The following is a 20906-nucleotide window of genomic DNA, read 5'->3' as shown; positions in this document are numbered from 1 at the left end:
GCGTGCGCTGTCAAGGTCCCGCCTCGTCCAACGCCTGGGACAGCAGCCGCGCCATCACCCCCTCCGCCCAGCGATCCGCCGCCGCGCCAAGGCAATCGTGCAGCGAATCCGCCGCGATCACGCTGCCGAGCGACAGCCGCCCCAGCAGATAAAGTCCCGCTTGCGGCGCCCCGTCGCGGCCGACCACGGTGCCATCGGCGAGGGTCCGCGCGCCCAGCCCCTCGGCCACCGGCACCAGCCGCCCGGCGGCACACAGGGACCGGATCAGCGGCGCCGAGACGATCGCGATGTCCGGGTCGGGCAGCACCGCGTCGATCATCAGGTCGACCTGCGCCTCGGCCTCGCCGGCGGTCATTTCCCAGCCGGTCTCGATCAGCGCGATCGCCGGATCGGCCGACAGTCGCATGTCCACCAGCCCGGCATCCGCCAGCGCCAGCCATTCCCGCGCCGAAGCCACCGGCGGGCCATAGGAATAGCGTTTCAGCCCCTCGTCGAACCCGACGATCAACGCCGCCGTCTCGGCCGGCGGGCGGGCCGGGTTGAACCCGGCGCGCAGGCGGTTCTGCCAGTGCCGCCAGACCTGGCCCACGGTATAGCCCACCGACGGCGCGCGACTGCCCTCGGCCATGGCAATGCCCTGGCGCAGGGTGTCGACCGGGCCGTCGGTCTCCTGCGTGCCGGGCGCATCCCATTCGCATTCGAGCCAATCCGCCACCTGCGCGGCGCCGTCTTCGTCATCGGCGTCGCGCAGGATGCGCGTCACCGGGGCGATCAGCGCCGCGTTGATCAGCCGCCGGGCGGTGTAGGGTGCCGACTGGGCGGCCTCGGCCATGGCGTCATCGAAAATCCGCGTCTCGGCCAGTCTGGGGGCATACCGCCGATCCAGCGCGCCGGTCTCGGGCTTGGGAAAGGGCGGCAGACCATCGAGCGAAAAGGGCAGGATGCGCGCCGGCTCGCGCCCCGACGGCAGGTATTGCCCGTCAAAGAATGCCCCGCCCTGCGCCACGGTCAGCCCCCGCAGCACGTCGATCGCCGACAGCCCCATACCGCGGATCGCCACGGTGCAGCCACGCCAGCCCTGTGCCGCAACGATCAGCTGCCGTGCCGGATAGGCCTGGGCCACCGCGCCCTGGCCGCGGGCGGCATGGCCCTGCCACTGCGCCCATTGCCGGTCCGGCTCCACCGAGGGCTGACCGGGGGTGAGCAGCACCGCGGCATAGGGCCCGTGCCAGCCCCGGTCAGAGCGCAGCTCCCAGCCACCCGCCAGCGGGCGCAGGGCCTCGATCCGGGCCGGCACCAGCGTCACCGCCATTCGGTCGAGCGCATGGAGATCGGCGAACCGCGCGGTGAGATAACCGCCGATCTCTGCCCGGGTGGGGAAACTGTCGGGATCGAGCGGCGCGTCGAACTGCATGTCGAACCGTCCGACGCGCGAGACCTCCGGCGGCGGAATGTCGAGAGCGCGCAACGGCGTGTTGAGCAGGCAGACCGGCGCCTCGTCGGGCGCGAAATTCGGCCCCGCGCCCGGATCCGCCCGCGGCTCGAAGACATCGACGCAGAGCCTGTCGCCCGCGCCCGGCCAGCGCGCCGCCAGCGCTTCGAGCGCGCCCAGCCCGCGTGGGCCCATGCCGATGATCGCTATGCGCCGCGCCCCGCGCTCTGATGGCATCTCGTCCCCTCCGTTCCGGTTGAAGGCATCTTCTGCCCGCGCCCCGCTACCGGCTTCCCAGGTACTTCGTGATCTGTTCGCGGAAATGCGGCACCGCTTCGGGGTGATTGGCGTAATCCTCCGGCGACATCAGCATCCAGCCCTGGCCTTCGTTGCCAAAGACGATGTCGGCCACGGTATCTTGCGGCAGATGGGCGGCAAAGAACACCATCGGCCCGATCGGCCGGTCATAGGCGCTTTCATAGACAAGCTGCTTGCGGTCCAGCCGCAGCCCCACCTCTTCGTGGGTTTCGCGCAGCACGCAATCGGCAGCGGATTCGCCGCATTCGCGCCCGCCGCCCGGCAGATCCAGGTGGTTGGGCCAGGGGATATCCGGATCGTTGTCGCGCCGGATCACCAGCAGCTTGCCGCCGATGAACAGCGCCAGCTTGGTACCTGCAAATTGCGAATTCTCCATACTGCCTCTCGCTCTGATGGGCCGCGTTCCGTATATATAGTGTGCCTTTTGCCCGAGTCCTCCAAATGCCCACCCTTTGCCGCGACTGCCTTCACGAATTCGACAGCGGCACCGCCTGTCCCGCGTGCCGGTCGCGGCGCGTGGTGGCGCACAAGGAACTTATGGCGCTGAGCATCGCCCATATGGATTGCGATGCCTTTTACGCCAGTGTCGAAAAACGCGACGATCCTACGCTGGCACACAAGCCGGTGATCATCGGCGGCGGCCGGCGCGGCGTGGTCTCGACCGCCTGCTATGTGGCGCGAATCCGCGGCGTGCGCTCGGCGATGCCGATGTTCAAGGCGCTCAAGCTCTGCCCCGACGCGGTGGTGATCAAACCGCGGATGAGCGCCTATGTCGAGGTCTCGCGCGCCATCCGGGCGATGATGGACGAGCTGACGCCGGTGGTGGAGCCGCTGTCGCTCGACGAGGCCTTTCTCGACCTCACCGGCACCGCGCGGCTGCATGGCCATCCGCCGGCGGTGATGCTGGCCCGGCTGGTGCGGCGGATGCGGGACGAGCTGGGAGTGACCGGCTCGATCGGCCTGTCGCACAACAAGTTTCTTGCCAAGATCGCCAGCGATCTCGACAAGCCGCACGGTTTTTCGGTGATCGGCCAGGCCGAGACCGAGGATTTCCTTGCCGGCAAGCCGGTGCGGATGATCTGGGGCGTCGGTCAGGCGACGCAGGAGGCGCTGGAGCGTGCCGGCATCCGCAGCTTCGACGATCTGCGGCGCTGGGACGAACGCGATCTGACGGCACGTTTCGGCTCGATGGGCACCCGGCTGTGGCACCTGGCGCGCGGGCAGGACCGGCGGCGGGTCTCGGCCCATGCGCCGGTCAAGTCGATCTCGAACGAAACCACCTTTGGCGAGGACACCTCCGACCCCGATCTGCTCGACGGGCACCTCTGGCGCATGGCCGAAAAGGTGGCAGACCGCGCCAAGGCCAAGGACAAGGCCGGGCTGGTGGTGACGCTGAAGCTGAAACAGGCGAATTTCCAGACACTCTCGCGCCGGCAGTCGCTGCGCGACGCGACGCAGATGGCCGACACGATCTATCGCTGCGCGCGCGGGTTGTTCGATGCGGTGGGCGACAAGGGGCCCTATCGGCTGATCGGCTGCGGCCTGTCGCATCTGGTGCCGGCGGCCGAGGCCGATCGTTCGGCCGACCTGCTCGATCCCAATGCCGCGCGCCGCGCCGGCGCCGAACGGGCGACGGATGCGATTCGCGCCCGCTTCGGGCCGGATGCGATTCTCAAGGGCCGCGCCCTGCGCTAGCCGGCAGACCCGGCCGCCCAGAGGTCCCGGACCCGGTCCGGGACGGGTGGACCCCGGCCGCCGCTACTCCGCCGCCATCGGCATGTCCTGACCGCCGATGGTGGCGATCTCGGACACGACACCGCGCAGCACCTTGCGAAATGCCTGGAAATTGGCATTCGGCCGGATCGCGTGTTCGTTCATGTAGATCGACCGGTCGATCTCGATCTGCACCGCATGCTGGCGCCGCGACGGGCGGCCGTAATGCTGGGTGATATAGGCCCCGGCAAAGGGCGCATTGCGCACCACGCAGAGCCCGGCATTGAGAAAGGCGGTCTCGATCCGGTCGACCACCGCCGCGCTGGCCGAGGCGCCGAACCGGTCGCCGATGACGACCTCGGGCCGCCGCGCCCCGGACCGGGCGATGGGATCGAGCGCCTCATGCGGCATCGAATGGCAATCGACGAGAATCGCCTCGCCGAACCGGTCATGCGCCTCGGTCAGAAGCTGCTGCAACTGGCCGTGATAGGGCCGCCAGTACTTTTCGATTCGCATTTCCGCCTCGGAGAGCGACAGCTTGCCGCGATAGATCGACCGGCCGCCGGCCACGACACGGGGAATCACGCCCAGGCCCGAGGTCACCCGCGGATTGTGCCCGGGCTTGCGCGCGCCCTCGATCAGCGCCGGGTCCAGCTCGTCGGCCGAGCGGTTCAGATCGATGAAGGCGCGTGGTGCGCCGGCCCTGAGAAAGGCCGCGCCAAACTGCGGGGCGCATTCGAAAAGCCTGTCTACATAGGCATCTTCGGAGGTTCGGATCACATGTTCGTCGAGCACCGTGCGCCGCAGGAACGACCAGGGATAATCCCGCCCGGAATGCGGCGACGCGAAAACAACCGGTGTGGCGGGACGCTCCGGCCGGGTCAGGTGAAAGGCGAATTTCGGCACGAAGCCCTCCTTCGGATGTGCTTGGATCATAGTCCCTTTTTTTTCCCTAGCAAAAGCCCTTGATCCCCCCACCGTTCCCTTTTATAGAACCGGCCACTGGCGCGGGGTTCCGCGCCCCATTCATTTGGGGCTCCTGGCCGGTTCGGGTTTTCCGGGCGATTAGCTCAGCGGTAGAGCACTTCGTTGACATCGAAGGGGTCACTGGTTCGATCCCAGTATCGCCCACCATTTCACCGCCCTGTCCCCCGGGACAAGGCAGACCGCAACCAAGGCGCACGCCACGCGCCGCGTAGAAGGAGAGACGGACATGAAAGTCAAGAACTCGCTCCGTTCGCTCAAGAATCGCCACCGCGATTGCCGCGTTGTGCGCCGCAAAGGCCGCGTCTATGTGATCAACAAGACGCAGCGGCGGTTCAAGGCCCGTCAGGGCTGAGCGCTGACAGCGACGAATTCGGAAGGCCGTGCGAGAGATCGCGCGGCCTTTTCGATTCGCCGTCGGCGGTTCCCCGGGGGCTACAGACCCTCCGCCAGAACGAGGTCGGTCTCGGCACAGGTTTCGCGGGCCGCGCGCGCCGCGCCATAGGCTTCTGAGTCGTAGAACGCCTGCGCCGCCGCGAGGCTTTCGAACTCGATCACGACGGCCAGCCCCTCGGCCGCGCCTTCGCGGTGGTCCGGCGCCGGGTTGCGCACCAGCACCTTGCCGCCATGCGCCTCGATTGCCGGTCCCGAGAGCGCCTTGAACTCCTCGAAGGCCGCCTTGTCCTGCACGCGGATATGCGCAATGAGATAGCCCTTCGGCATGCTGCTGCTCCTTTTCGACCTGTTGCGATGGCTGCCGCGATCATAGCATGACCGGTCCGGCGTGGCAGCAGTTGAGCGCCGCCCGGTTCTGTCCCATAGTCACAGCAAAAATCCAGAGCAGTGATCCCAGTGACCAAGTACCTCCTGATTCACCAGAATTTCCCCGGCCAGTACAAGCATCTCGCTCCGGCGCTGGCGGCGCGTGGCGATCAGGTGGTCGCGCTCACCCCCAAGGTGGACAAGGTGACCAAGTGGCTGGGTGTCACCATCCTGCCCTACAAGTACCAGGGCAAACCCGCCCGGGGGCTGCATCCTTGGCTGGTCGATTTCGAAACCAAGTTCATCCGCGGCCAGTCCTGCTACCGCGCCGCCCGCGCGCTCCGGGAACGCGGCTTCACGCCGGATGTGATCCTCGCCCATTACGGCTGGGGCGAGAGCCTGTTTCTCAAGGATGTCTGGCCCGAGGCCCGGCTTGGCCTCTATTGCGAGCTCTACCACACCGCCGATTACCCCTTTGTCGGCTTCGACCCGGAGTTTACCGGCAGCGCGCCGGAGGCCGACGCGCTGCGTCTGCGCATGAAGAACCTCAACAACCGGCTGCATTTCGAAATCGGCGATGCCGGAATCAGCCCGACCGCCTTTCAGGCCGACACTTTCCCGCCCGAGATGCGCCAGCGGATCACCGTGGTGCACGATGGCATCGACACCGCCCAGGTCACCGCCGACGACACCGCGCGCCTGGCCCTGCCGGACGGCAGCGAGGTGACGCCGGAGGATGAGGTCATCACCTTCATCAACCGCAATCTCGAGCCCTACCGCGGCTATCACGTCTTCATGCGCGCCCTGCCCGAGCTCTTGCGGCGGCGGCCGCGGGCGCAGGTGGTGCTGATCGGCGGCGACCAGGTGAGTTATGGCGCCAAGGCGCCCGATGGCCAGACCTGGAAACAGGTGTTCATCGACGAGGTGCGCGGCCAGATCCCCGATGCCGATTGGGCGCGGGTGCATTTCCTCGGCCGGGTGCCTTACGACACGTTCCTGTCGTTCATGCGGGTCAGCCGGGCGCATGTCTACCTGACCTACCCCTTCGTGCTGAGCTGGTCCCTGCTCGAGGCGATGAGCGCCGGCGCGCCGATCGTGGCCAGCGACACCGAACCGGTGCGCGAGGTGCTGAGCAACGGCGAAACCGGGCTTCTGGTGGATTTCTTCGACCGCGAGGCGCTGGTCGATCAGGTGTGCACCCTGCTCGACGATCCCGCGCTGCGGGCACATCTGCGGGCCGCGGCGCGGGCCAAGGTGGTGGCGGAGTACGACCTGAAATCCACCTGCCTGCCGCGGCAACTGGCCTGGGTCGACGGGCTGACGCAGCTCGCCCCGCGCCCGCCGCTGGTCTGAGCGGGCGCGCCGGGCGCCAGCCCGCTCTCCGGCGAGACCGCAACACCCGAGGCCCGGGCACGGCGACCGCATGACGGGGTCAAACCACTCCGTAACGTGCCATGAAGGTATCGACCGCCCCCCGGATCACCCGGTCGATCTCTTCCGGTTCGAACCGCGTGGCGACGTTGAAGATCATCCGCGTCCAGAGATCGGCCTTGCACAATTCGGCAAACTGATCGGCCGCCAGGTCGAAATCCTCGATCCTAAGATCGCCGCGCGCTGCCGCCGCCTGCAAGTAATCCCGCACCGCGCAATGCATCACGGCGGGGCCGGAGTTGTAGAACTGCCGGCCCAGATCGGGGAACCGGTCGGCCTCGGCCACGCAGATGCGAAAGATCGACTGGCCGAACTCGGACAGGATGAAGCCGAGGAACTGCCGGCCGCATTTTTCCAGCACCTCGCGCGGCGGCGCCTCGGCATCGATCACCGTCAGCGCGTGATCGGCCTGACGGCAGCATTCGCAGGATGCCACCTCGGAAAACAGCAACCGCTTGTCGGGAAAATAGCTGTAGAGCGTGGCCTTCGACACCCCGGCCGCCCGGGCGATATCGTCCACGGAGGCGCCTTCGAACCCATGCGCGAGAAAGACGTCGCGGGCCCCGGCCAGCACCTGATCGAATTTACGGCCCCGGCGCACCTGCGGCATCTCTGCGCCGTCCACCAGCCTGGCATCTGAGCTCATCTCGCCTCTCCCCGTTTCCTCATAGCTATAGACCAGACAGTTCAGTTTCAAGCACGGGCGGGCCGCGCCGACCCGGAGATGCCCGCCCCGGCAAGGGCTTGCCAAGCCGGGCAGCTTCCTTATGTTTAGAACTATTCTAAACTGGACAAGCCGATGCGATTCATCACCCAAAGACGCCGTTTCTCCGACCTGTCCGAGCAGGACATCCTTGCCCTGGCGATCTCGTCAGAGGAAGACGATGCGCGGATCTACCGGATGTATGCCGAACGGCTGCGCCAAGATTACCCGGACACCGCCCGGGTGTTCGACGGCATGGCGGCCGAAGAGGACACCCACCGCCAGCAACTGATCGCGGCGCATCGCGCCCGGTTCGGCGAGGTCATCCCGCTGATCCGGCGCGAGCATGTGGCCGGCTATCACGCCCGCCGCCCGGTCTGGCTGGTCGAGAACCTCGGGCTGGAGCGCATCCGCGAAGAGGCCGCGGCGATGGAACAGGAGGCCGAGCGCTTCTACCTCGCCGCCGCCAAGCGCACCGGCGACGCAGCCACCCGCAGGCTGCTGGGCGATCTGGCGGCGGCCGAGGCGGACCACCAGCTCAGCGCCGAACAGCTCAGCGAACGCCACCTCGACAGCGCCAGCGCGGCCGGCGAGACCACCACCGCCAAGCGGCGTTTTCTGCTGACCTGGGTGCAGCCCGGGTTAGCCGGGCTGATGGATGGCTCGGTCTCGACGCTGGCACCGATCTTTGCCACCGCCTTTGCCACCCAGGACACCTGGACCACCTTCCTCGTCGGCCTCGCCGCTTCGGTCGGGGCGGGCATTTCCATGGGGTTCACCGAGGCCGCCTCGGACGACGGCCAGCTTTCGGGCCGCGGCTCGCCGGTCAAACGCGGCATCGCCTCGGGCGTGATGACCACCCTTGGCGGGCTGGGCCATGCCCTGCCCTATCTGATCCCGGATTTTTGGACCGCGACCACGGTTGCCATCCTGGTGGTCTTTGTCGAGCTCTGGGCCATCGCCTGGATTCAGAATCGTTTCATGGAAACCCCGATGCTGCGCGCCGCCTTTCAGGTGGTGCTGGGCGGCGCGCTGGTCTTTGCCGCCGGCGTGCTGATCGGCTCGGGCTAGCCCACCCTGCCCCGTACCCCGATCCGGGGCCCCACGCCCCACCAACGCCGAGCCTTGCTCTGACGGGTCCGGGACGGGCCTGCCGAAACGCGGCAGGCCCGCCTTTCAAATTGACCCCGCCGCCCGAGATGATACCCCTTGGCCCATGCTGGCCATCTTCCTCAAGACCCTGCCGTTTTTTGCGATCATCGCGTTGGGCTACGGCGCCGGGCGGACCCGGTTCTTTACCGAGGAAGCGGCCGCCTATCTCACCAAGTTCATCTTCTACTTCGCCCTGTCGGCGATGATTTTCCGCTTCTCTGCCAACCTGTCGTTGGCCGAAATCTGGGACAGCCAGCTGGTGCTGGGCTATCTGGTCGGCAGCCTGGCGGTCTATCTGCTGGCCACCGCCATCGGGCTGGCGCGCGGCATCGGCATCGAACAGACCGCGATCGAGGCGCAATGCGCGGTAATCGGCAACACCGGCTTTCTCGGGGTGCCGATGTTCGTGGTGCTCTTCGGCGAACAGGTCATCGGCCCGGTGATGCTGGTGCTGGCGGTCGACCTGATCGTGTTCTCCTCGCTGATCGTGATCCTGATCACCGGCGCGCGCGACGGTCGTATGTCGCTGGGCGTGCTCGGCACCGTCGGGATGGGCCTGCTCAAGAATCCGATGATCGTCTCGATGGTGCTGGGGCTGAGCTGGGCGGCGTTGGGCACCCCTCTGCCCAACCCGGTCAACGAGTTTGTCGTCATCCTCGGCGGCGCCGCCACACCCGGCGCGCTGTTTGCCATCGGCGCCTCGCTGGCTTCGAAATCGGCCGAGCGGGTCACCATCGCGGGCTACCTGAGCTTCTGCAAGCTGGTGCTGCATCCGGCGGCGGTTGCGCTGGCGGTGCTGCTCCTGTTTCCGCTCGATCCCTTCATCGCCACGGTGGTGGTTGCGGCAGCGGCCTTGCCGGTGGCCGGCAATGTCTACATCCTCGCCCAGCATTACCGTGTGGCGCCGCACCGCGTCTCGGCGGCGATCCTGTTTTCCACCGCCGCCTCGATCCTGACGCTGCCCTATGTCATCGCCTGGATCTCCGGCGCTTGACCTCGCGCCGTGCAGCGCGTCTTCTCCGGCCCGACAGGCACATCTCCCATCGCACTCACATCAAAGGGATCCCATGGACATCACCGCAGAAAACCGCGCCTTCGACGGTCGCCAGATCGTTGCCACCCATGCCTCCGAGGCCTGCCAATGCGACATGACCTTCGGCCTCTACCTGCCGCCGCAGGCGCAGGACGGGCCGGTGCCGCTGATCTGGTATCTTTCGGGCCTGACCTGCACCCACGAAAACGCCATGACCAAGGCCGGCGCCCAAGCCTGGTGCGCCGAACACGGTCTCGCCATGGTCTTTCCCGACACCTCGCCGCGCGGCACCGCGGTGGCCGATGACGCGGCCTATGATCTGGGCCAGGGCGCCGGCTTCTACATCGATGCCACCGAAGCCCCCTGGGCCCCGCATTTCCGCATGCAAAGCTATATCGCGGACGAGCTGCCCGGCCTGCTCTCTGCCAATTTCCCGCTGGACGCGGCGCGGCAGTCGATCATGGGCCATTCCATGGGCGGCCATGGCGCGCTGACCCTGGCGATGAAGACCCCCGGCCGCTTTTCCAGCGTCTCGGCCTTTTCACCGATCTGCAACCCCTCCGACAGCGACTGGGGCCGCAAGCAGTTCACCGCCTATCTCGGCGCGGATGCGGATTGGGAGGCCCACGACGCCGCCCGGCTTATGCGCCAGGACGGGATCGACATCCCGGTGTTGATCGACACCGGCACCGACGACCAGTTCGGCGACCTGCTCCGGACCGAAGCCCTGGCCCAGGCCATGGCCGAGAAACGCGTGGCGCACAGCCTGCGCATGCAGAAGGGCTATGACCACAGCTATTTCTTCGTTGCGAGCTTCATCGAAGAACATATCGCTTTTCACGCCGACGCGCTCTGGGCCTGAACCGTGGCGATCTACGTCGACGCCGATGCCTGCCCGGTCAAACCCGAGGCCGAAAAGGTCGCCACGCGGCACCGGATGCAGATGTATCTGGTGTCGAACGGCGGGCTGCGGCTGTCGCAGAACCCGCTGGTCGAGGCGGTGATCGTGCCCGACGGGCCGGATGTGGCCGACATGTGGATCGCCGAGCGCGCCGGCCCCGGTGATGTGGTGATCACCGGCGACATTCCCCTGGCGGCCAAATGCGTCGCGGCCGGTGCCCAGGTGCTGCGCCACAATGGCGAGGCCTTCACCCCGGCCAATATCGGCCAGCAACTGGCGATGCGCGACCTGATGACCGATCTGCGCGCCGCCGATCCCTTTCGCCAGGGCGGTGGCAAGGCGTTCTCCAAATCCGACCGCTCGCGGTTTCTCGACGCCCTGGAGCGCGCCGTCCGGGCCGCCACGCGGCGCTGATTGCGGGCACGACACGCCCCGGATCAAGCCCGGGGCGCGGAGAGAATGCCCGCTTAGCCGCTCAACCCGCCATGCAGGTTCGGCTGTTGCAAGGCGCCGAACCCGTAATGCCGCAGCCAGCGCAGATCGCTGTCAAAGAAGGCGCGCAGATCGGGGATGCCGTATTTCAGCATGGCGATCCGGTCGATGCCGATGCCGAAGGCAAAGCCCTGCCAGGCGTCCGGATCGATGCCCCCCGCCGCGAGCACCTTGGGATGCACCATGCCCGAGCCGAGGATCTCGAGCCAGTCGTCACCCTCGCCCACCTTGAGCTGACCGCCCTCCCAGGAGCAGCGGATATCGACCTCGGCCGAAGGTTCGGTGAAGGGGAAATGCGAGGCGCGGAAGCGCAACTCCACCCCCTCGACCTCGAAGAACGCCCGCAGGAATTCCTCCAGCGTCCATTTCAGCTGCGCCATCGAGATCTCGCGGTCGATCGCCAGGCCCTCGACCTGGTGGAACATCGGCGTATGGGTCTGGTCGTAATCGGCGCGGTACACCCGGCCCGGCGCGATGATGCGGATCGGCGCGCCCTGTTTCTCCATCGAGCGGATCTGCACCGGCGAGGTATGGGTGCGCAGCACATGCGGCGGACGCGCGTCGCCCTCGGCGCGGTGCATGTAGAAGGTGTCCATCTCGGCCCGCGCCGGGTGATGCGAGGGGATGTTCAACGCATCGAAATTGTACCAGTCACTGTCGATCTGCGGCCCCTCGGCGACCGAAAAGCCCATCTCGCCAAAGATCGCCGTCACCTCTTCACGCACCTGGCTGATCGGGTGGATGCTGCCCTGACGGCGGCCGTTGGCCGGCAATGTCACGTCAAGCCATTCGCCACGCAGCCGCTCTTCCAGCGCCGCATCGGCCAGCGAGGCCTTGCGCGCCGAGAGCGCCGAATTGATCTCGTCCTTCAGCGCATTGAGCTTCGGCCCCATGACCTGCCGCTCTTCCGGCGTCATCTTGCCCAGCTCGCGCATCTTCAGGCTGATCTCGCCCTTCTTGCCCACGGCCTGCACCCGCAGCGCCTCGAGCGCGGCTTCCTCGCCGGCATCGGCAATCAGCTGAATATACTTGTCGCGCAGGTCATCCATCGCAGGGCCCTCGGTTCAGTTCGGCGTTGCGCCTCACCTACCCGCCCCCGCGGGCCTGCGCAAGCCGTCAGCGCCGGCGCGCCGCCAGTCCTTCTTCTGGCCACAAATATTCCTGGGGGGAGGGCTGGAAGCCCGGGGGGCAAAGCCCCCCCTCCTGACAAACTGCGGGCAAAGCCCCCTCTTAAAAAACTGCGGGCGAAGCCCGCCACCGTCGACACGCGCAGGCGTGGCGAAAACCGGCGCCGAACGCAAAAGGCCGCCCCCCGAGGAGCGGCCTTTCGAATTCACGGCTGCTGCGGGCCTCAGGCCGGCAGGGCGCCTTTCGCCTGGTCGACGATGGCGTTGAACGCCTCGGGCTCGTGCACCGCCAGATCGGCCAGAACCTTGCGGTCCACTTCGATCCCGGCCAGCGTCAGGCCGTTGATGAAGCGCGAATAGGTCAGGCTCTCGTCATGCGCGCGGACGGCGGCGTTGATCCGCTGAATCCACAGCGCGCGGAACGAGCGCTTGCGGGCCTTGCGGTCGCGCGTGGCGTATTGGTTGGCCTTGTCGACGGCCTGGCGGGCCACCTTGAAGGTGTTCTTGCGACGGCCGTAATAGCCTTTCGCCGCCTTGGTGACTTTCTTGTGACGGGCGTGGGTAACGGTCCCACCTTTAACGCGTGCCATGTGTCAGGTCTCCTTAGCGCGAATAGGGCATCATCGGCTTGATGATCTGCTCATCAGCCTTCGACAGAACCTGCGTGCCACGGGCATCGCGGATGAACTTGGTGCTGCGCTTGATCATGCCGTGGCGCTTGCCCGCCTGGCCGGCTTTGATCTTGCCTTTCGCCGTCACCTTGAACCGCTTCTTGCAGCTCGATTTTGTCTTCATCTTGGGCATTTCGGTCTCCTCTAAGTCGGAACTATGCGCGCGACTCGGCATGCCACTCAGGCCGGCCGCGCGATGGAAAGCGCCGTATAGAGCGGCTAGCCCGAAATGCCAAGAGCAAATGCGCGAGGGGACGGGATCAGACGAAACGGTCGACCACGCGGTAGAAGACCTCGGGCAGATCGTCCATCCGGTAGCCGCCGGGATGGCTGGTGACCGCAAAGACAATGAGTCCGCCGCCCACCAGAACGGCAATGGCCGCGGCCCGGGGGGCGCGGCCATCGCTGACAGCTGAAATGATCGCGGGCAGCGCCAGAATGGTCACCACGATCCCGATGACCAGAGCGAGGTCTGAATCCATCAAACGTTTCCCGATTGAACCCGGGAAAGGTTACTCCGGGTCAGTGCTGTAAATCAAACGTTCATCGCAGGGCGCGACACGCAGGATGTTGGTGGTTCCCGGCACGTTGAAGGGCACGCCGGCGGTCACCACGATCTGGTCGCCTTCGCTGGCGATGCCGCTGGCGCGGGCCGCGCGGGCGGCATTGACCACCGCCTGCTTGAAGCGTTCGAGATCGCCGGTCACCACGCAGTAGCAGCCCCAGGTCAGCGCCATGACGCGGGCGGTGCTGCGCCGGTTGGTCATCGCGATGATCGGCACCCGGGGCCGTTCGCGTGCCACCAGCGAGGCGGTGGTGCCCGAGGAGGTGAAGCAGCAGATCGCCTTGATCTCGGTGGTCTCGGCAATCTCGCGTGCGGCGGCGACGATGCCGTCGGCCACGGAATGGCGCTCGGCCTTGCGGCTGGCCTCGATCACGTCGGTATAGGTCGGATCGCTTTCCACCTCGATCGCCACGTTGTTCATCGTGGTGACGGCCTCGACCGGGTAATCGCCGGCGGCGCTCTCGGCGCTGAGCATGATGGCGTCGGTGCCTTCGTAGATCGCATTCGACACGTCGGACACTTCGGCGCGGGTCGGCATCGGGCTCTCGATCATGCTTTCCAGCATCTGGGTCGCGACGATCACCGGTTTGGCGGCGGCGCGGCATTTGCGCACCAGGCGTTTCTGGATCGGCGGCACATTCTGGACGGGCAGTTCGACGCCAAGGTCGCCACGGGCGACCATGATACCGTCAGAGGCGTCGAGAATTTCGTCGAAGTTGGTGACGGCGGCGGGTTTTTCGATCTTCGACAGCACCGCGGCGCGGCCGTTGATCAGCTCGCGTGCCTCCCAGACGTCCTTGGGGCGCTGCACGAAACTCAGCGCCATCCAGTCCACGCCCAATTCGGCCACGAATTCGAGGTCCTTGCGGTCCTTTTCCGACAGCGCCGCCAGCGGCAGCACCACGTCGGGCACGTTCACGCCCTTGCGGTCCGAGATCACGCCGCCGGTGATCACGGTGCAATTGGCGAAATCGGCGCCGCAGTTGTCCACCTTGAGGCGGATCTTGCCGTCATTGACAAGCAGATGCGCGCCCGGCTCGAGGGCGGCAAAGATTTCCTTGTGCGGCAGGCAGACACGGTTGATGTCGCCCGGCGTCTTGTCGAGGTCGAGCCGGAAGCTCGCACCTTCCTGAAGATCCTGCGGACCGTCGCCAAAAGTGCCGACGCGCAGCTTCGGACCCTGAAGGTCGGCCAGGATGGCAATCGGGCTGTCGAGGTCCTTTTCCACCTGGCGGATGATCTTGTGCCGCTCGGCAATCTCTTCGTGCGATCCGTGGCTCATGTTGAGCCGGAACACATCCGCGCCGGCCTCGTGCAGTTTGCGGATCATGTCGTAATCGTTGGACGCGGGTCCAAGTGTGGCAACGATCTTAACTTTGCGGTCGCGTTTCATGGCGCATCAGGCCCTTTCGTATTTGTCGGACACACCGCGCAAGTCTGGCGATGTTATCGCTAACGCTCTTCACCCGCTCTATGCACCACTTCGGCCTCGCAGGCAAGCGACAGGCGCGGTACATATTCCCCCGGCCACATTACGAAGGGATGACATGAGCTTCCACCCCTATTGGACAGAAGGCGCAGATCGGCCGGGCCGCTGGCTGATTACCTGCGATCACGCGACAAATACCGTGCCGGAGGCCGTGAACGGCGGTGATCTGGGTCTGGCGCGCGACGACATGCGCCGCCACATCGCCTTTGATCCGGGCGCGCTCGGGGTCAGCCGGCATCTCGGCGAACTGCTCGATTCCCCGGCGCTTTTTGCCAATTTCTCGCGGTTGGTGATCGATCCGAATCGTGGCGAGGACGATCCGACGCTGCTGATGAAGCTGTATGACGGCACGATCATTCCCGCCAACCGCCATGCCGATGCCGCCGAATGCGAACGCCGGCTCGACGCCTATCACCGGCCTTATCACGCCGAATACTACCGTCTCGCCTCGCGCCGGCCCGACACTGCGATCTGTGCCGTGCACAGTTTCACGCCGCAGCTCCAGGCCCGCGCGCCGCGGCCCTGGCATCTCGGCATCCTGCATGCCCATGACACCCGGCTGGCGCAGCCGCTGATCGCACGGCTGCAACAGGAACCCGACCTCTGCGTCGAGGGCAACGTGCCCTATTCCGGCCATCTGCCGGGCGACAGCATCGAGCGGCATGCGCTCGCCATGGGGCTGCCCAACGTGCTGATCGAGATCCGCAACGACCTGATCGCCGAAGCGGCCACGCAGCGCGCCTGGGCGGAACGCCTGGCACCGATCCTGTCGGAGGTTCTGCGCAAGACGGGATTGTAAGGACGCCGCTCTGGCGGCCGCCGGAACCCGGACACCAAGCGGGCAGCCACAGGCTGCCCCGCCCCTGCCCGGTGCCTCAGTTCAGGCTTTCGATCGCCCGGATGATCGAAAAATCCGTGTGCGGCAGCCGGGCGTTCTTGTCCAGTTCGCCCAAGATGACCGTGGTCTCGCCGCCGCTGTCATCGCGGATCACCCATTGCCGCAGCTCGACCGGATTGCCGGTGAACACCAGATCGATGGTGCCGATCTCGGGGCGCTTGGGGTCGCGCGCGCGCACCACCGTCGAAGTGCCGTCATAGGTATGCGAGGTCACCATGCCCGACCGCGACAGATCGACGGATTTGGCGAGGATGATGCTCAGCGGCGTGTCGCCCAGCGGATAGCGTTCGGGCGCGCTGCCGACCTTCTTGTCGAAGATCGCCACCTCGCCGCCGGAGGCCAGCACCAGCGCCTTGGCCGGCGGGTTGTAGTCGAACCGCGCCATGCCCGGCCGCCGCAGCGAGATCGTGCCGGTCGAGATCGAGCCGTCATCATTGATCTGGGTGAAGTCGCCCTTGGCCTGCTGCAACTCGTTGAGATAGGCCGAGATCTGCCCCAGCGACAGTTTCTCGGCGGCGGCCGGCAGGGCGGCCATGGTCACGCCGAGGGCGAGAAAGAGGGTCTTGAGTGCATGCATGTGGATAGGTCTCACTGGTTTTTCTGCCGTCACAATGGGCGAAACCGCGATGATATGCGATATCACGCCCTCTGACCTCTCATGTAAGCCCCCGCCCGGCGCGCGCCAGACGCGACGGACGGATCAACGCTCACCATGCCGTGAGACAGCGGCCGGGATCAGGCCTGCTCCGGCACCAGGATCTCGCGCTTGCCCACGTGATTGGCCGCGGAGACAACCCCCTCGTCCTCCATCTGTTCCACCAGCCGGGCCGCCTTGTTGTAGCCGATGGCAAGTTTTCGCTGGATGTAGGAGGTCGAGCATTTGCGGTCCTTGATCACGATCGCCACCGCCTGATCATAGAGCGCATCCTCGCCATTGGTGTTGCCGCCGGTGTTGAGGCCCAGAACCGCGTCGATATTGTCGGCTTTGTCGTCGTCCGGCCCCTGGACCACCCCCGAGACATAGGCCGGCGGACCGAATGCCTTGAGGTGATTGACGATCTCCTCGACCTCTTCATCGGAACAGAACGGCCCGTGACAGCGGGTGATCTTGGCGCCGCCGGCCATGTAGAGCATGTCGCCCATCCCCAGAAGCTGCTCGGCGCCCTGCTCGCCCAGGATCGTGCGGCTGTCGATCTTGGAGGTCACCTGGAAGGAAATCCGCGTCGGGAAGTTGGCCTTGATGGTGCCGGTGATGACATCGACCGAAGGCCGCTGGGTGGCCATGATCAGGTGAATGCCGCTCGCCCGTGCCATCTGCGCCAGCCGCTGGATGCAGGCCTCGATCTCCTTGCCTGCCACCATCATCAGGTCGGCCATCTCGTCGACGATGACGACGATGAAGGGCATCTTTTCGGGGGCGAATTCCTCGGTCTCGAACACCGGTTCGCCGGTCTCGTCATCAAAGCCGGTCTGCACCGTGCGCGAGAACATCTCGCCCTTGTTCAGCGCATCGGAAACCCGGGAATTGTAGCCGTCGATGTTGCGCACGCCCATCTTGGACATCTTGCGATAGCGCTCTTCCATCTCGCCCACGACCCATTTCAGCGCCACCACGGCCTTCTTGGGATCGGTCACCACCGGCGACAGCAGGTGCGGAATGCCGTCATAGACGGAAAGCTCCAGCATCTTGGGATCGATCATCACCAGCCGCAGGTCGTCCGGCGTCAGCTTGTAGAGCAGCGACAGGATCATCGTGTTGATCGCCACCGATTTGCCCGAGCCGGTTGTCCCGGCGATCAGCAGGTGCGGCATCTTGGCGAGGTTGGCGACAATTGGATCGCCGCCGATGTCCTTGCCCAGCGCCAGCGGCAGGGTGCGGTTGCCGTCGCCATAGTCGCGGCCCGAGAGGATCTCGCGGAACGACACCATCTCGCGCTTTTCGTTGGGAAGTTCGATGCCGATCACCGAGCGGCCCGGCACGGTCGAGACCCGCGCCGAAAGCGCCGACATCGAGCGCGCGATATCGTCGGCCAGGCCGATCACCCGGCTGGCCTTGAGGCCCGGCGCCGGCTCGAGCTCGTACATGGTGACCACCGGGCCGGGGCGGACCGAAACGATCTCGCCCTTGACGCCATAGTCGTCGAGCACCGATTCCAGCATCCGCGCATTTTCCTCGAGCGCCTCGTCGGAGAGCACGTGCCGTTCGATCAGCGCCGGATCGCCCAGAAGCGCCAGCGGCGGCAGTTCGTATTCCGCATCCGCTGGGTCAAAGCCCAGTTCGGGCTGCGCCTCGGCTCTCGCCCGGCGCGACATCGGCGTTGGCTTGCGCATTGATTGCTGCACCACCTTCTTGGGCTCGGCCGGGGTGACGCGGGCCGGCGCCTGCGTCGGAGTGGGTGCGGTGACGGCCCATTCGTCCTCGTCCGGGGTGACAAAGCCGGAGCTGTCCTCGACGAAGATATTGCGCGGTTCTTCATCCTCCGGGAAGTCTTCGGGCGCGCCCATGCCGCCCCTGAGCACGGCAGGGGAGGGGGAGGCCTGTGCCTGCGGGGGGCGTGTCGGGGCCGTCTGGGTCTTGGTGGCCTGGGCCTGGGCAGGTTGTGGCTGCGCGGGCTGCGTCTGTACGGGCTGCGCCTGCGCCGGGTGCGCCGGATCGGAGGGCGCCGCCCGCGGTGCAGCCGGTGCGGTCAATGGCGGTTCGGCGGGCCTCGCGGCGGCCGGCGCGGCAGCGGCCGTCAGCGGCGGTTCGGCCGGCATCGCGGCGGCGGGCGCGGTCAGCGGCGGCTCGGTCTTTTCGGCACCCGTCGGCGGCACATTGCGGAAGATCAGCGGATCGGGGCCCCGGCCGCGGCCCTTGGTCAGCGGCGCGACCGCCTCGACCTGGATCGCCGGGTTGCGCCGCACCCGGTCCTTGATGACCGAGGTGATCTTGGCCTTGATCCGGTCTTCGCCGGGCATGTCGGGCTCGATCAGCGGACCATCGTTCTCGATCAGCTCCGGCGAGGGCATCTCTTCGGGCGCACTCTCGGTCCGGCGGATCAGCGAGGGCATGCGCGCCAGCAGGCCGGGCTTTTCCGGCGGGCTCTGGGCCGGCACTTCCTCGGGCACCGGCGGCACATAGCTCTGCACGGCCTCGGCCGCGACGGCCTGCTGCGCGGCCCATTCCTCGGCCTCGCGCCGCTCTTCGGCGCGTTGCGCGCGGCGCTCGGCCTGACGGGCCTGAAGCGTCTGGGCCGCACTCACCGCGCCATGGGCGCCCCGGCCCAGAAGTTTGAGCACCGTGACATAGACCATGATCATGCCGACCAGAAGGAACCGGCCGATGCTCTTGAGTTCCGGCACGGTAAAGCCCAGCACAAAGGCGCCGACGGCAAGGATCGCGACCCCCATGATCAGCGAGGCCAGCTTGACCACCAGCGACGAGCCCACCGGCATCGCCGTCAGCACCGAGCCCAGAACGGTATCGCCGAACAGCCCGCCAAGGCCGAAGGCATGGGTCCAGTCCGGCCCCGGCACCAACGTCGCGGCATAGACCGCCGCCAGCGCGATGGCGATCGGCACAAAGACGGCGCGGCCGGTCGCCCGGTCGGAACCCAGGTGCAGGGCAAAGCGCACACCCCAGGCGAGGAAGGCCACCGCGACCCCCCAGCTGCCCCAGCCGACGATCATGAACAGCGGCGCGGCAATCGAGGCCCCGGCGCGGCCCATCCAGTTCTGCACCGGCGCATCGGTGGCCGACATCCAGGACGGGTCTTCGGGGGTGTAGGAATAGATCATCGCGGCCGCCGCCAGACCCACAAGAATCAGCGCGATGCCGAAAAGCTCCTTGCCACGTTTTTCAACCGCGGCTTGCGTGTTGCTGTCGAGTAGCGGATCGCGTCCCCGTGCCTGAAAAGCCATTCTCACCTCACCTCGTACAGACAGTCGCGCAGGCGCGTGAGCCCGCGGCGCATGTCGTCTATTGGGGCCACCATGGCGACCCGTATGTATCCCTGTCCCGGATTCGCCCCGGAAACATCGCGCGACAGATAGGCGCCGGGCAAGACCCGCACCGCCGTTTCCTGCCACGCCTTCACTGCGGCCGCTTCGCCGTCATCCACCGGCAGCCAGAGGAAAAAGCCCGCCTCCGGCCCTGCATATCCCGCGACCCCGGCAAACACCTCGTCCGCCACGGCGTATTTCGCCTGATAGAGCGCGCGGTTCTCTGCCACATGCGCCTCGTCGGCCCAGACCCTTTCGCTCACCCGTTGCAGCGGCAGCGGCAGCGGCGCACCGGAATAGGCCCGGAGCTGCTTGACCCGCGCAATGCTCTGCGGACCGCCGGCGATGAAGCCCGAGCGCAGCCCCGGCAGGTTCGACCGTTTGGAGAGCGAGTTGATCAGGATGATCCGCTCCGGGTCGGCGCCGAGTTCGGCGGCGATTTCCAGCACGCCGGTGGGCGGCGCATCGCGGTAGATCTCGGAATAGCACTCATCGGCGACGATGCGGAAATCGTATCGCTCCGCCAGCCCGATCAACGTGCGCCAGTACTCGGCGCTGGCAATCGCGCCCTGCGGATTGGCCGGCGAACAGATATAGGCCATGGCGGTGCGGTTCAGCACCTCTTCGGGCAGGCCGGCGTAATCCGGCAGATGGCCGGTCGCCGCGGTCGCCGGCACAAAGACCGGCTCGGCCGCCACCGAAATCGCCGCGATCATGTAGACCTGGTAAAACGGGTTCGGCGTCAGCACGACCGGCCGCTGGCCGTTCTTCTGCTCGGGACAGAGCGCCATGGCAGCGTTGTAGAGCCCTTCGCGCGAGCCATTAAGCGGCATCACCTGGGTCTCGGCGTCAAGCGTGACGCCATACCGCCGCCGCGCCCAATCGGCGATGGCGGCGCGCAGCTCGGGCGTGCCGTCGTTCGGGGGATACTTGCCGAATCCGGCCAGATTATCGGCCAGCACCGCGCCGACGAAGGCGGGAAATTCATGCTGCGGCTCGCCAATGGTCATGTGCAGCACATCCTGCGCATGCGCCGGAGCCGGTGCATGAGGATCAAGAAGTGCCCGCAGACGCGGGAACGCATAGGCCGGAAGGTTCGAGAACCGTTCGGGGAACATGGGGTTACTGCTTTTTCTGCCTCGGGTGCCGGGGTCGTTGTCGCCCCGTTTGCGCCCAAGGATAAGGCAGTGCCCCGCCGCCGTCCAGAAAAAGACACGATCCGGTAAGGGTTTGTGGCATTTGCGCCAATTCCGC

General features: G+C 66.6%; 21 protein-coding genes and 1 tRNA gene. 9 read left to right on the top strand and 13 right to left on the bottom strand.

Features of this window, described 5'->3' with window-relative positions; all coding sequences use genetic code 11:
• Window positions 1–10: 10 nt before the first annotated feature.
• Complete coding sequence (locus tag BMW90_RS12910; protein WP_074836985.1) at window positions 11–1669, bottom strand: FAD/NAD(P)-binding protein; 1659 nt, start codon at window positions 1667–1669, stop codon at window positions 11–13.
• 46 nt (window positions 1670–1715) lie between these two features.
• Complete coding sequence (locus tag BMW90_RS12905) at window positions 1716–2126, bottom strand: NUDIX hydrolase (protein ID WP_048529457.1); 411 nt, start codon at window positions 2124–2126, stop codon at window positions 1716–1718.
• A 65-nt stretch (window positions 2127–2191) separates the two neighbouring features.
• Here BMW90_RS12905 and BMW90_RS12900 point away from each other — a divergent pair, with 65 nt between their 5' ends.
• Window positions 2192–3445, top strand: coding sequence for a DNA polymerase IV (locus tag BMW90_RS12900; protein WP_048529456.1), 1254 nt, complete (start codon window positions 2192–2194; stop codon window positions 3443–3445).
• A 63-nt stretch (window positions 3446–3508) separates the two neighbouring features.
• Here BMW90_RS12900 and BMW90_RS12895 read toward each other — a convergent pair whose 3' ends face one another.
• Entirely contained in the window at window positions 3509–4369 is an 861-nt protein-coding gene (locus BMW90_RS12895) for an N-formylglutamate amidohydrolase (RefSeq protein WP_074837034.1), read from the bottom strand.
• Between the two features lie 153 nt (window positions 4370–4522).
• On the opposite strand from BMW90_RS12895, the gene BMW90_RS12890 reads away from it, so the two are divergent.
• Both BMW90_RS12890 and ykgO read left to right on the top strand, forming a co-directional pair.
• A tRNA-Val gene (locus tag BMW90_RS12890) sits at window positions 4523–4597 on the top strand.
• 79 nt (window positions 4598–4676) lie between these two features.
• Entirely contained in the window at window positions 4677–4802 is a 126-nt protein-coding gene (gene ykgO, locus BMW90_RS12885) for a type B 50S ribosomal protein L36 (RefSeq protein ID WP_008562923.1), read from the top strand.
• A gap of 80 nt (window positions 4803–4882) precedes the next feature.
• Here ykgO and BMW90_RS12880 read toward each other — a convergent pair whose 3' ends face one another.
• Complete coding sequence (locus tag BMW90_RS12880; protein WP_074836984.1) at window positions 4883–5170, bottom strand: DUF1330 domain-containing protein; 288 nt, start codon at window positions 5168–5170, stop codon at window positions 4883–4885.
• 129 nt (window positions 5171–5299) lie between these two features.
• On the opposite strand from BMW90_RS12880, the gene BMW90_RS12875 reads away from it, so the two are divergent.
• Window positions 5300–6562, top strand: a complete 1263-nt coding sequence (locus tag BMW90_RS12875; RefSeq protein ID WP_074836983.1) for a glycosyltransferase — start codon at window positions 5300–5302, stop codon at window positions 6560–6562.
• Window positions 6563–6641: 79 nt separating this feature from the next.
• On the opposite strand, the gene BMW90_RS12870 is transcribed toward BMW90_RS12875, so the two are convergent.
• The gene (locus BMW90_RS12870; RefSeq protein WP_048529450.1) at window positions 6642–7286 is read right to left on the bottom strand and encodes a TetR/AcrR family transcriptional regulator; all 645 of its coding nucleotides are present in this window, start codon (window positions 7284–7286) and stop codon (window positions 6642–6644) included.
• A gap of 153 nt (window positions 7287–7439) precedes the next feature.
• Here BMW90_RS12870 and mbfA point away from each other — a divergent pair, with 153 nt between their 5' ends.
• The 4 genes from mbfA to BMW90_RS12850 all read left to right on the top strand — a co-directional run bounded on the left by mbfA (window position 7440) and on the right by BMW90_RS12850 (window position 10843).
• Complete coding sequence (gene mbfA, locus BMW90_RS12865) at window positions 7440–8414, top strand: iron exporter MbfA (protein WP_074836982.1); 975 nt, start codon at window positions 7440–7442, stop codon at window positions 8412–8414.
• A 145-nt stretch (window positions 8415–8559) separates the two neighbouring features.
• Window positions 8560–9489 (top strand): AEC family transporter, encoded by a 930-nt coding sequence (locus BMW90_RS12860; RefSeq protein ID WP_074836981.1) that lies wholly within the window; start codon window positions 8560–8562, stop codon window positions 9487–9489.
• A gap of 73 nt (window positions 9490–9562) precedes the next feature.
• A complete protein-coding gene (gene fghA, locus BMW90_RS12855) occupies window positions 9563–10390 on the top strand; it encodes an S-formylglutathione hydrolase (RefSeq protein ID WP_074836980.1) in 828 nt (275 codons plus the stop codon).
• A 3-nt stretch (window positions 10391–10393) separates the two neighbouring features.
• A complete protein-coding gene (locus BMW90_RS12850; RefSeq protein WP_074836979.1) occupies window positions 10394–10843 on the top strand; it encodes a YaiI/YqxD family protein in 450 nt (149 codons plus the stop codon).
• A gap of 53 nt (window positions 10844–10896) precedes the next feature.
• Here the strand turns inward: BMW90_RS12850 and pheS are convergent, their stop codons facing one another.
• From pheS to pyk, 5 genes are all read right to left on the bottom strand, one after another.
• Window positions 10897–11970 (bottom strand): phenylalanine--tRNA ligase subunit alpha, encoded by a 1074-nt coding sequence (pheS, locus tag BMW90_RS12845; RefSeq protein ID WP_074836978.1) that lies wholly within the window; start codon window positions 11968–11970, stop codon window positions 10897–10899.
• Window positions 11971–12272: 302 nt separating this feature from the next.
• Entirely contained in the window at window positions 12273–12638 is a 366-nt protein-coding gene (rplT, locus tag BMW90_RS12840; RefSeq protein WP_048529439.1) for a 50S ribosomal protein L20, read from the bottom strand.
• 13 nt (window positions 12639–12651) lie between these two features.
• A complete protein-coding gene (gene rpmI / locus BMW90_RS12835; protein ID WP_048529438.1) occupies window positions 12652–12852 on the bottom strand; it encodes a 50S ribosomal protein L35 in 201 nt (66 codons plus the stop codon).
• Between the two features lie 127 nt (window positions 12853–12979).
• Entirely contained in the window at window positions 12980–13201 is a 222-nt protein-coding gene (locus BMW90_RS12830; protein WP_074836977.1) for a hypothetical protein, read from the bottom strand.
• 30 nt (window positions 13202–13231) lie between these two features.
• Entirely contained in the window at window positions 13232–14677 is a 1446-nt protein-coding gene (gene pyk / locus BMW90_RS12825) for a pyruvate kinase (RefSeq protein WP_074836976.1), read from the bottom strand.
• Window positions 14678–14831: 154 nt separating this feature from the next.
• Between pyk and BMW90_RS12820 the strand changes: the two genes are divergently transcribed.
• Window positions 14832–15572, top strand: coding sequence for an N-formylglutamate amidohydrolase (locus BMW90_RS12820; RefSeq protein ID WP_074836975.1), 741 nt, complete (start codon window positions 14832–14834; stop codon window positions 15570–15572).
• Between the two features lie 76 nt (window positions 15573–15648).
• On the opposite strand, the gene BMW90_RS12815 is transcribed toward BMW90_RS12820, so the two are convergent.
• The 3 genes from BMW90_RS12815 to BMW90_RS12805 all read right to left on the bottom strand — a co-directional run bounded on the left by BMW90_RS12815 (window position 15649) and on the right by BMW90_RS12805 (window position 20770).
• Window positions 15649–16248 carry a LolA family protein gene (locus BMW90_RS12815; RefSeq protein WP_048529429.1) on the bottom strand — a complete coding sequence of 200 codons (600 nt, stop codon included), beginning with the start codon at window positions 16246–16248 and terminating at the stop codon, window positions 15649–15651.
• Window positions 16249–16406: 158 nt separating this feature from the next.
• The gene (locus tag BMW90_RS12810; protein ID WP_074836974.1) at window positions 16407–19571 is read right to left on the bottom strand and encodes a DNA translocase FtsK; all 3165 of its coding nucleotides are present in this window, start codon (window positions 19569–19571) and stop codon (window positions 16407–16409) included.
• 2 nt (window positions 19572–19573) lie between these two features.
• Window positions 19574–20770: an aminotransferase class I/II-fold pyridoxal phosphate-dependent enzyme gene (locus BMW90_RS12805; protein ID WP_074836973.1), complete on the bottom strand. Its 1197-nt coding sequence runs from the start codon at window positions 20768–20770 to the stop codon at window positions 19574–19576.
• Window positions 20771–20906 lie beyond the last annotated feature (136 nt).

This window comes from Marinovum algicola, assembly GCF_900109145.1.
GTDB classification, from domain to species: domain Bacteria; phylum Pseudomonadota; class Alphaproteobacteria; order Rhodobacterales; family Rhodobacteraceae; genus Marinovum; species Marinovum algicola.
Note: the sequence above shows the minus strand (reverse complement) of the source record. Positions and strands in the feature narration are given on the sequence as shown.